Below are 9,597 nucleotides of genomic sequence, written 5' to 3'. Positions count from 1 at the left end.
CTCGCGAATCACCTTCAAACCTCGCATTTCCGGCAGTTTTCTGCCAATCATCGAGGTCGTTCCAATGGTGACAAATACCTGTCCAGAAGTGAGTTATTCGGACAACTCACGTCAGATTTGGACCCGTTTGGACACAGGTTTCGCGAGAATTTTCGCGAGTGTTTCATGGCCTCGATTCCCTCGAGGTTACCATGACCAAAAGTGTAATTCTGACCCCCGCCCATATCGAGCGGTTGAAGTGCGGCGCGTTGACTGACCGGGAAGTCCCGGGCCTTTCCATCATCGTCGCGGGCTCCGCCAAAAAGCAGTGGCGCTTCAAGCGCGTTGTCGCCGGCACGAAGAAGACCGTCGAACTGATCCTTGGGGTCTACCCGGCCTTTTCAATCGATGAAGCGCGTGAATGGGCCGGGCCACTCAGCAAGGCCGTCGCGCGAGGCGAGGATCCGCGCGAAACCAGGCGCGCTGAAGAGGCTATGGCGATGTCGGTTGCCGATGCGCATGCGATCTACATGGACGCAATGCGCCGCGGCGATAGGAAGAAGCTGAAGCCGCGGACGATCCTGGACAAGGACAAGATGTATAGCCGCGACATCGGCCCGAGGATCGGATTGAATATACTGTCCGAACTCACCGAAGATGAATGCTGGGACGCGGTCTATGACAAGGCCAAGGCCTCGAAACTCCGCGCCAACAAGATGGCAGGCGAATTGAGCTGCTTCCTGAAATGGTGTGCGGGGCGTGAAGGCCGGATGGCAGGCATCATGCTGAAAGAGCATCCGGCGACCACCCTCAACTCGAACTGGTTCGATACCCGGCCAAAGGCCAACAAGCGCTTCCTGTCGGACGAGGAGATCGAGTGGTTGTTTCGGGCACTTGTCGACGAGGAACTAACCTACCGGCGCGGCTTCGTCCTCCTATTGCTGACAGCAGCAAGGCGCTCCGAGCTTTTCGAAGCGCCCTCGGATGAGGTCATTGCCGGTATCTGGACGTTGCCTCCGGAAAGGTCGAAGAATGGCGAGGAGAATGTCGTAGCGCTCGGACCGTGGGGAAGGCGTCTTGCGCAAACCAACTATGAATGGCTGTTTCCATCGCCGAGGATCGATGGCCCCCAGCGCGCGGGTTGGTTCAAGGCGCGCGATCGGATTCATGCGCGGATGGAAGCCTTCGCCGGCCGCATCGTCTCACGGTGGCACTTTCATGATCTAAGGCGCACCTTCCGATCGCACGCACGGCGGGTAGGTATCGACAATGAAATCGCCGAGCTGATGCTCAATCACAAGCGCAAGGGCATTGAAGGTATCTATAACAGGAACCAGGAACTCGAATTGCGCGCCGAGGGGTTCGCTGCATGGGAGCGGCATCTCGTTGGCCTGGCGCATAGCGCGGGCGTTGCGGAGAGCCTGCTCGCACCACCGCGCGAACCGGACCCCGGTTAGCGGGGATCGGCGAACCGACTTTGTGGGTGAGGTCGATCGCCGAAAGAAAGAGGTTGGGCGGGGTCTTCGCCGTCGATCGCTCCCCTGGAGGGAGACCGACATGTCGTTGGACGTGATGAATGCGATGCCGCATGAAAGCTGCGGTGACATGGGGCGCGAACTGGAAGCGCTCAAACTCCGGCTGTTTTTGATACCGGCAGTGGAAAAGGGCTATGGCGTTGTCCCGGTGTTCGAAGAGGGATGCAGCTATTTTCGGTCGGGGGAAGTCGCAGTCTATAAGGAGGAGAGGCCGCGGGACCTCATTCCGGGCCTTTATTGTGTCGAGCGGCAGCGACCGGTCGCGAGTTCGCCGTTTCCCGAGAGCCCCCGCATCGTCGAGCGCGAGGTCGTCTATGCGCGGGATCATCCAAAGATAAAGGATTGCTGGGAATATATTTCCCTGAAATCCAAAGTGATCCGCGGGGTGCGCCGTTATGCCGTTCCTCAAGGCCCCTATATAAACGGATGCCGGGGCGACATGCTGCTCGGGCCAATTGTGGGCATTTATATGCCGGTCGCTCAGACGAGCGCCGGCTGACAGTCCCCTTTTTTCGGCGCCCGGTCTCTATCGGATCGACGCGAGCGCGGTTTCCAGCCGTGGTAGCCGCGCGTCGATCGCTTTTGCGATGCTGTCGTGGATCGCCGGATGAAAGTCTGCGGGCATTTCGGACAGTGCGGTCGCCGCGGCTTTGGGTGCTGCCTCTAATATTTCCGTCAGGACCGCCCTTATCGTCGTCGCGCCGAGTCCCGCCTCTTGGGCGGTCTCGATGAAATGGCGACCGACGATTTCGAGGATCCGGTATTTGCGGTTCGCGCCTACCGACATGGCGAGTTTATACTTGTTGTTCGGGATTTGTTTGAGGTCGAAAGCGCCTTGCGCAGAGAGGACGTCATAGAAAGGGGTCAAGCCGTAGCGTCCCCCCGGACGGAGGAAGACGCTGAAATTCTTTCCATGGCCATCGGTCGCGCCGATCAGCCAGAAAAGCACTTGGCTCTTGAAGAAGGCGGCCTGATCGCGCAGCGGCTCATCTGCCCCGCGGAGCAATTTGAGGATGTCAGTCGCGCTCGGTCCACCGTTATTCTGATACTTCTGGGCCGGAGGAACCGTGAGCGCCTGGCAGCAATCTTCTTGTGGCAAGCGCAGAATACGGTTTCCGCGTCGCCTGCGATCGAAGCGCTCTACGACGAGTACCCGGCGTTTTCCGAAGGTTTCGATATGGCTGGGCGTGACCGGCAGGCCGAAGGCAGCGAGCAGATGCAGGCAATAATGCTCATTGTCCACGCTGTTCTGCATGTCGATGATACCAAAGGCCGTCGGTATTTCCCCGAGCTGGGGCTTCAAAATATGGGTCGTCGGGGTCGTGCCGAGGGGACGCATCCAGCGCCCTTCGCTGAAGAGAAGAGCGGTCTTTTCCTGAGCGCCGGCGACGGAGATGCGGAATTCATGGTCAAGATCGATGCCGAGCGGCGTTCGCGCCAGATTGGCGAGTATCGCCTCTATCTCGCCTTCATCGACGACCTCGCCTTCGATTTCCGGAAGCGCTTCGACCGCCGTCCCCTCGGGCAGGAACTGCATCGCGCCCACACAATCGCGGCCAATGCGTTCGAGCAGGCTGTAATAATCGGCGCCTTCGGCTCCGGTTCGCTCAGCGACCGTTTTGCGAACATTCGGATTGTCGGGAAGGAGATTTTCGAAAACCGCAGTGACGGGGGCGCCGCTGTAGGCGGGTTCGCGTAGCGGCAGCGATAATGAGATCGCGAACGCATGCTGCCAGTCCAGCCAGCTTTGGACGTAGCGGAAGCTCGTTGCTCCGCTCCGTTCCTTGATGAGTTGCCCGACAGGGCGGTTGTTGACGAGGACATCGAGAGGGACATGGGCGCGGTGACGAGGCATCAGAAAATGTCTTCGATTTCGACTGCTGCGCCATGCGATCGGCTATCGACCAGCAGGTCCAGTTCGAGCGCGGCAAACAATGTGTATATTGAAGAGAGCTTCGTGCCGTCATGGCCGCCCTCGATCTTCGATATCAGTTCCTGGCGGAGTCCGGATAGGCCGGCCAGTTCGGTCTGGGTGAGCCCTTTTTGCCGGCGTGCTCTCTGAATCAGATTCCCCAATTGCTTTGGTGAGCGTGCGACTTGAGTCATGATGGTCTCCTTTGAAGGTCGTCCTATGCTCTAAATCGCATAAAGTGTCAATATGCTATTTTTAGCATAAAGAAAAAATATGCATAAAAGAGCATAAAGCCCTATGTTCCTAATGGCATAAAGCACGTCCAGGATTGCCAGCTCGCGGTGCGGTGCGGCGGTGGTCTTTCACAAGCGGCCGCCTTCGGCGGCCCGAAGAGGGAGAGGGTGAACGATTCTCGTGGCGGGTAGCAAGCCGGGAGAGAGGCTTCCGGCAGCCCGCCATGGAGAAATGGCATGGCCAAATCGGCACCCAAACTCACCCTCAATTCTTCACGCGACATTCCGCTCGACAGGCTCGTCCTGTCCCAGGCCAATGTGCGGCGCGTGAAAGCTGGCGTCTCGATCGAGGCCTTGGCTGATGACATCGCCAGGCGGAAATTGCTCCAGAGCCTCAACGTCCGGCCCATTCTCGATGACACGGGCCAGGAAACCGGCCGGTACGAGGTACCGGCCGGCGGACGCCGCTACCGCGCGCTCGGACTGCTCGTGAAGCGAAAGCTGCTCGCGAAGGACGCGCCGGTCCCCTGCATTGTGAAGGCGGCGAACGACGACATCCTCGCTGAGGACGACAGCCTCGCCGAGAATGCGATGCGCGAGGCGCTCCATCCGCTCGACCAGTTTCGGGCGATGCACGCCATGGTCGAAAAGGGTCAGGATATCGAGGCTGTCGCCGCAAACTTCTTCGTCACGCCCTCGGTGGTGCGGCAGCGGCTGAAACTCGCCTCGGTCTCGCCGGTGCTGCACGATGCCTATGCCGACGACCGGATCGGGCTCGAACAGCTGATGGCCTTCACGATCTATACATCCCGTGTGGTTGGATCCAGTTTCGCGATCGCATCCTCGATCCGCCGCAGCATGTCGCGATGTTCGAGCATCGCATGCGGATCGGGGCCGGCGACTTCATGATCCTCGAAACTGTGATGGGCGTGGAACTGGCCTCTTACCCCGGACCGCTTTCGGTTCTTCAGGATTGTGCGGGCTGCCGCGGCAAGATAGGCTCCGGGCGCCTCGAGAAAGCCGGCGTGCACGCCTTTCGCCGAGAACAGGCGGCGGAAGGTTTCCTGTACGAGATCGCTGACATCCTGCGGCGGGACGTTCCGGCGGAAGATGCCAGCTATGCGGGCTTGGTGGGTGACATAGAGCGCCTCTTCGCGATCGGCGCGGCCATATTCCGCCCAATCGCCCGGCGGCAGGGGATCTCCCGCGGCTACGGCGCGCCGGTCCGTCGAGTCATCGTCATAATCCATTCCACATCGCCTACCGGTCGGACCGAGGGGCGATGAAGCCGGGAGGTAAGAACATATTCGGAAATATGCGCCGCCGCCTTTAGCCCGAGGGCCTGGACATACGCGTCGGCCACCCGGCAACGGATGGGAATATCATAAGGCTTCCGAACGAGATTCTTACGTCTCGGCACCGCGCGCCTTGCTGCCCGATGCAGGACAAGCATAGCCCGACGCGACGCTAGGGCAAGCGGGAGCGGTGGGAATTGAACCAAAATGAATCTATCTGAGGTCCGTCAATGCTCGCCGCGATGGTGGCCAAAGAGATGGGTATGACTTCGTCGACCGAGATCTTCGCTGCTTAGAGCCAGCGAAGTTGCGCCCTGATACGATCGCTTTTCGAAGCAAAATGCAGATAGAGATCCAGCCCGGTCCATTCCGCGAGAACGCCCTGCTCGAGATTATCGAGGCACCAGTCTTCGAACGGTGACGACAATATGTCGTCCTGCAGCCGTTCCGGGATGAATGCCGTGACGGAGCCCTTGACCCACCGCACATTCGCGGCGCTGTCTGGCGTGATCCAGAAATAGGTCGAGCCGATCCTCCTGCCAGCATCGGACTTCACATCATCTATGGGTTTCGGTCTCATTTGCTTTCTACCTTTGCGCGCCTGCGCCGATTCTGGTCAGTGGTTTTCTCGAAATCGGGAGCGATCTCCTTGAGCTTCATGATCAAGCCGCGCAGGTCATAGCCGTTGCTGTCTTGGCCTTTGTGCATCTTGAACCGCTTCTGCCGCTTGATGAATCCTGCATCCTCGAGCGCGGTGAGATGGCGCTGAACCATCCGAGCGCTTTTATTCATTCGCCTCGCTATTGTTTCCTTCGACGGATGCGGATTCTGATCTCGCGTCCACCAATGGCTGATCAACTGGAGCAGAACGTTGAATTCATCCGGCTTCAAGCCGAGCTTGCCCTGGCCCCACAAGAGGATCGAAGGAATCTGCGTATAACCGCGGGCCATGACCGCGCTCGGCCAACGCTCCTTCTTCGGAAGGGCGCTTGCCGTCGCCGTTCCCGCAGGAGCCTTGCTCTTGGGCTTCGCGCTTTTTCCGGCGCCCGGCTTTTTGAGGGGTTTTTTGATCGTTTCCATGGCCGGAAACATATGCGAGCGAATCGTCGATAGCTAGAGGGGGTGGGGAGACAGAAATGTCTCTGCCCTATATGATTCCTTATGTGCCTTGAACGTTCATGTGCCCACTTGCTCACTGTGCTTCGTGAGGCATCCATGTCTGGGGGGTGGGAGCCATTTCTGGCCGGGGCCTGGGAGACAGATTTGTCCATCTGAATTTTGCCAAGGCTCAATTTTCTTGATCTGATTACCCGATTTGCGTTGCGCTGCCAATGGGGCACGGGAGCACGAGCCAGTCAATGGGCCACGGGTCTCTGCGGGAACCGGACGTCATTGCGCGCCTTGCCCGTCGACGCCATATCCGGCCGCATGATGGCTCCACCGCTTTGGCTCGCCCCGCGCGACAATCAGGACTGGGTTGACGAGGAGATACTGCGGTGTCTCGACTTCTTCGCCGAGCATGTGCCTGCGGCCGCTTGGCAGCGCCGGCTCGATGGCGCCCGGGAACGGCTGCACGCGGCCCGCTTGAAATGGGCGACGGGCGATCGCGTTCCAGTCTTCGATCCTCGCGATGCCATTGCTTTTTACGCGTTCCAGGCGCGCGCGCATGCCGCGGACCGGAAAGATTGGTATGAGCCTGAGGCGTATCGCATCGTGAGCGTGTTCCGGCGGCTTGGCGAACTCGTTCCGGCGCTGCGCACCGTCGACGGGATCGGGGATCGCATTTCGCGTTTGCTCACCGACGGAAGGCGTCAGCCCGACGATGGTCTTTATGAATTGCTCGTCGCCGGCGCCTATGCGGTGCGAGGATGGCACGTCGCCTTCGTCCCGGAGCAACCGGGGGTGCAGAAACGGCCCGATCTGTTCGTTTCGAAAGGGAAAAGCCGGTGGGCCGCTGAATGCAAGCGTGTCGGGCGCGGGGAATATTCGCTGGGCGAGACCACCGAGGGCCACCGGATCGCGCGTGGCGTTCATCATTGGGCGGCTGAAAAAGGGCGTTCGATCGTCGTTCAGCTGGCCTATATCAAAGAATTGAGCGAGGTGCCGGACGATTATCTTCTTCAGCAGGTCGAGCGTCTCGCTTGGCGTGGTGAGCCGGTCGAATGGCAGGACGCGACCAGTCGAGGAAGGGCCTGGAATCTCGACTGGCGCCCGATGGTGACGGTTCTGCGCGACGACGACATCTATTTTGGATCGAGCCGAATGATCGAGCTCGTCTCGGGTCATTATATTCCATACGCCGATCACGACATGGAAGGTCGCTGGACCCCCAGTCGCACTCATCCGTTTCACGCGGCCGACGTGCATCAGCTCAGCCTCGTGAGTTGGCTCAGCGAGTCCAGAGAGGCAGCGCGCCGCAAGGCGCGGCATTTCCGGTCAATTGTCGGCAGGGCCAATGACCAATTGCCAGGTGATCGGGCCGGCACAGTTCACATCGGTTATGAAACTGGCGGAGCTAGCCCCGCAGACACGCTGAGGCATATGCTGAACTTACTGGAAATCTCGGATTTCAATCCGGGCGCCAGCCGGCTCCGCTGGGTTTACGCCAATTACATGTCTCCCGAACGCCCAACGGCCGCTGATGAGTCTGCGGCGCTTTCGGAATCAACCGCCGCCTATAAGGTCGGTAAGCACAGGACGCGGCAGCCGCTACTCAACCATATGTTGTTCGGAGACGAGGGGGGCGAGCCCGGCTGGCATTTATGATTGCTTCAATCTGGCGACTAGCTTGAGTCCGAGCTCCTATCTCCACGGACTCAACACTGCCGCTCTTCCTCGTTGCGCGAACACTCCCTTGCGAGCCGGTTGCTTGGCAGTGCGCGGCGCGGGCGCAACGGGCTGCGCCCGTCCTCCGCTTCGCTACGGCCCCTTGGGTGCGCTCGCGCTTTCGCGCCCAGCCTGATCTTCCCGGCGCTGCGGGATTGTCCCGCGCAATCGACCAAGGGAGATGCATCATGGCTGCGATTGGCTTCGTTAATGGCACGATCGAACGGGGCTACGTCGGTCAGCTCACGACGCTTTCGATTCGCATTCCTATCGAAATCCGACGTAAGCTGTCCAAGAACGGCGATGTCCAGCCCGATTATCGCATCTGGTCGGACGGCGTCGAATGCGGTGCTGGCTGGCTCCGCCATTGTGAGATGTCGGGAAAACTCTATGTCTCGCTCACCCTTGAGGCGCCCGAGTTTGGCCCGCGGCGCATATATGCGAACCTCGGCCGCGCGGCGGGGCAGGACAACCCTGATATCTATGCGCTCATCTGGAACCCGGCCGATTGAGTTTGGCAGACACTCCATTCGTGTCCGGTTCAATCTCCGGGTGCAAGGGACTTATCATCTTGTTAGGAACTGGCGATGCGCAGCAGTCTCGACCACCTCCCAGCCCACAAGCAGCGCGAGCTTGAGCGGATCGTCCAGATCATCTTCGAAGAATTCGAGGATGCGCTCGCGCTCTCGACGCAGGATTGGAAGCGCAAAGGTCGGATTGCCAAGATCATTCTATACGGAAGCTATGCGCGTGGAGGGTGGGTCGACGAGCCGCATACCGCGAAGGGCTATCAGTCGGACTATGATCTGTTGATCGTCGTCAACGATGATCGGCTCACCGACCGCGTTGAATATTGGTCGAAACTCGACGACCGGTTGATCCGCGAACTCTCGGTAACGAAGACGCTCCGAACTCCGGTGAACTTCATCGTTCACAGCGTTGCCGAGGTGAACGCCGGGCTATCGCAGGGGCGCTACTTCTTCATGGACGTCGCGCGCGACGGGATCGCGATCTACCAGGCGGTCGATGATGAGCTGCCGGAGCCGCAGCCGAAAACGCCTCATGCCGCGCTGGAGATGGCGCGGGAGTATTTCGAGGAATGGTTTCCAAGTGCAGAAAGTTTCGTCCGAGGCTTTCGGCATGCAGTGAATGACGGCGACCTAAAGAAGGCTGCCTTCGACCTTCATCAAGCTACGGAGCGCTTCTATCATTGCGCACTCCTAGTCTGCAGCTTCTACACTCCTCACGTCCACAATCTTGCCTTTCTTCGTACGCAGGCAGAACGGCTGGATTTGCGGCTGGCCGAAGCTTGGCCGCGCGAAGGGAAGGCTGATCGATCACGATTTGAGAAGCTGAAGGCAGCTTACATCAAAGCCCGGTATTCAAAACACTATCGGATTTCGGCTGAGGAATTGACTTGGCTCGGCGGCCGCGTTGAAGGGCTCGGCGCCATTGTTGCGGCGCTCTGCTCCGAGCGCATTGGCCGGCTTGAAGAAACTGCGCGGGCTGCCGGTTAGGCTGGCAACCGATGGGACCGGTATATGCGCGCGACCAAATCTATGGTGGATCGATCAATTCGCACATATCGCAGTCGATCCCGTAATATTGTCGGAACTGCTGCTTGGCGAGCACGATAAGGGCGGTGTTATCGCTCTTTCCGGTGAGCCATTTGAAGTCATAGCGGAACGGTCCCTGCCGCAGGGTCCATTGGAGCGCCAGATCGTATACCAGCATGCCGGTGAAGAAGGTCTGCACGAGCATCTTGATGTTCCGATCGCTGCGGCCAGGCATCGCGCGCGGAAATATCTGCTCCGTAT

General features: G+C 59.4%; 11 protein-coding genes and 2 pseudogenes. 7 read left to right on the top strand and 6 right to left on the bottom strand.

What is annotated here, in order from left to right:
* Positions 1-191 precede the first annotated feature (191 nt).
* Complete coding sequence (locus QOL68_RS18820; RefSeq protein ID WP_282950467.1) at positions 192-1,436, top strand: tyrosine-type recombinase/integrase; 1,245 nt, start codon at positions 192-194, stop codon at positions 1,434-1,436.
* 100 nt (positions 1,437-1,536) lie between these two features.
* A complete protein-coding gene (locus QOL68_RS18815) occupies positions 1,537-2,013 on the top strand; it encodes a hypothetical protein (RefSeq protein WP_282950468.1) in 477 nt (158 codons plus the stop codon).
* 27 nt (positions 2,014-2,040) lie between these two features.
* On the opposite strand, the gene QOL68_RS18810 is transcribed toward QOL68_RS18815, so the two are convergent.
* The 3 genes and pseudogenes from QOL68_RS18810 to QOL68_RS18805 all read right to left on the bottom strand — a co-directional run bounded on the left by QOL68_RS18810 (position 2,041) and on the right by QOL68_RS18805 (position 3,620).
* Positions 2,041-3,051: a HipA domain-containing protein gene (locus tag QOL68_RS18810; RefSeq protein WP_282950469.1), complete on the bottom strand. Its 1,011-nt coding sequence runs from the start codon at positions 3,049-3,051 to the stop codon at positions 2,041-2,043.
* Between the two features lie 3 nt (positions 3,052-3,054).
* Positions 3,055-3,369: pseudogene (locus tag QOL68_RS18990) on the bottom strand (HipA N-terminal domain-containing protein); the annotation flags it as partial.
* Entirely contained in the window at positions 3,369-3,620 is a 252-nt protein-coding gene (locus tag QOL68_RS18805) for a helix-turn-helix domain-containing protein (RefSeq protein WP_282950470.1), read from the bottom strand. The gene QOL68_RS18805 and the pseudogene QOL68_RS18990, both read right to left, overlap by 1 nt.
* 276 nt (positions 3,621-3,896) lie before the next feature.
* On the opposite strand from QOL68_RS18805, the pseudogene QOL68_RS18800 reads away from it, so the two are divergent.
* Positions 3,897-4,460: pseudogene (locus QOL68_RS18800) on the top strand (ParB/RepB/Spo0J family partition protein); the annotation flags it as partial.
* A 104-nt stretch (positions 4,461-4,564) separates the two neighbouring features.
* Positions 4,565-4,945: a hypothetical protein gene (locus tag QOL68_RS18795; RefSeq protein WP_283404341.1), complete on the top strand. Its 381-nt coding sequence runs from the start codon at positions 4,565-4,567 to the stop codon at positions 4,943-4,945.
* 301 nt (positions 4,946-5,246) lie between these two features.
* Here QOL68_RS18795 and QOL68_RS18790 read toward each other — a convergent pair whose 3' ends face one another.
* Together QOL68_RS18790 and QOL68_RS18785 are read right to left on the bottom strand one after the other, a co-directional pair.
* Positions 5,247-5,510 carry a hypothetical protein gene (locus QOL68_RS18790; RefSeq protein WP_283404340.1) on the bottom strand — a complete coding sequence of 88 codons (264 nt, stop codon included), beginning with the start codon at positions 5,508-5,510 and terminating at the stop codon, positions 5,247-5,249.
* Between the two features lie 20 nt (positions 5,511-5,530).
* Entirely contained in the window at positions 5,531-6,034 is a 504-nt protein-coding gene (locus tag QOL68_RS18785; RefSeq protein ID WP_282950473.1) for a helix-turn-helix domain-containing protein, read from the bottom strand.
* A gap of 348 nt (positions 6,035-6,382) precedes the next feature.
* Between QOL68_RS18785 and QOL68_RS18780 the strand changes: the two genes are divergently transcribed.
* The 3 genes from QOL68_RS18780 (at position 6,383) to QOL68_RS18770 (ending at position 9,297) form a co-directional block, all read left to right on the top strand.
* The gene (locus QOL68_RS18780) at positions 6,383-7,720 is read left to right on the top strand and encodes a hypothetical protein (protein ID WP_282950474.1); all 1,338 of its coding nucleotides are present in this window, start codon (positions 6,383-6,385) and stop codon (positions 7,718-7,720) included.
* Between the two features lie 248 nt (positions 7,721-7,968).
* Positions 7,969-8,292, top strand: coding sequence for a DUF736 domain-containing protein (locus QOL68_RS18775; RefSeq protein ID WP_282950475.1), 324 nt, complete (start codon positions 7,969-7,971; stop codon positions 8,290-8,292).
* A gap of 75 nt (positions 8,293-8,367) precedes the next feature.
* The gene (locus QOL68_RS18770; protein WP_282950476.1) at positions 8,368-9,297 is read left to right on the top strand and encodes a HEPN domain-containing protein; all 930 of its coding nucleotides are present in this window, start codon (positions 8,368-8,370) and stop codon (positions 9,295-9,297) included.
* Between the two features lie 40 nt (positions 9,298-9,337).
* On the opposite strand, the gene QOL68_RS18765 is transcribed toward QOL68_RS18770, so the two are convergent.
* On the bottom strand, positions 9,338-9,597 hold a 260-nt coding region (locus QOL68_RS18765), incomplete at its 5' end, for a hypothetical protein (protein WP_282950477.1).

Origin of the sequence: Sphingopyxis sp. Geo25 (genome assembly GCF_949769135.1) — a bacterium.
GTDB lineage: Bacteria > Pseudomonadota > Alphaproteobacteria > Sphingomonadales > Sphingomonadaceae > Sphingopyxis.
Note: the sequence above shows the minus strand (reverse complement) of the source record. Positions and strands in the feature narration are given on the sequence as shown.

What these genes read in the sequence shown, in the direction of transcription:
- QOL68_RS18820 (WP_282950467.1), top strand. Translation starts at nt 192, where the DNA reads ATGACCAAAAGTGTAATTCTGACCCCCGCCCATATCGAGCGGTTGAAG.
- QOL68_RS18815 (WP_282950468.1), top strand. Translation starts at nt 1,537, where the DNA reads ATGTCGTTGGACGTGATGAATGCGATGCCGCATGAAAGCTGCGGTGAC.
- QOL68_RS18810 (WP_282950469.1), bottom strand. Translation starts at nt 3,051, where the DNA reads ATGCAGTTCCTGCCCGAGGGGACGGCGGTCGAAGCGCTTCCGGAAATC.
- QOL68_RS18805 (WP_282950470.1), bottom strand. Translation starts at nt 3,620, where the DNA reads ATGACTCAAGTCGCACGCTCACCAAAGCAATTGGGGAATCTGATTCAG.
- QOL68_RS18795 (WP_283404341.1), top strand. Translation starts at nt 4,565, where the DNA reads ATGATCCTCGAAACTGTGATGGGCGTGGAACTGGCCTCTTACCCCGGA.
- QOL68_RS18785 (WP_282950473.1), bottom strand. Translation starts at nt 6,034, where the DNA reads ATGGAAACGATCAAAAAACCCCTCAAAAAGCCGGGCGCCGGAAAAAGC.
- QOL68_RS18780 (WP_282950474.1), top strand. Translation starts at nt 6,383, where the DNA reads ATGATGGCTCCACCGCTTTGGCTCGCCCCGCGCGACAATCAGGACTGG.
- QOL68_RS18775 (WP_282950475.1), top strand. Translation starts at nt 7,969, where the DNA reads ATGGCTGCGATTGGCTTCGTTAATGGCACGATCGAACGGGGCTACGTC.
- QOL68_RS18770 (WP_282950476.1), top strand. Translation starts at nt 8,368, where the DNA reads ATGCGCAGCAGTCTCGACCACCTCCCAGCCCACAAGCAGCGCGAGCTT.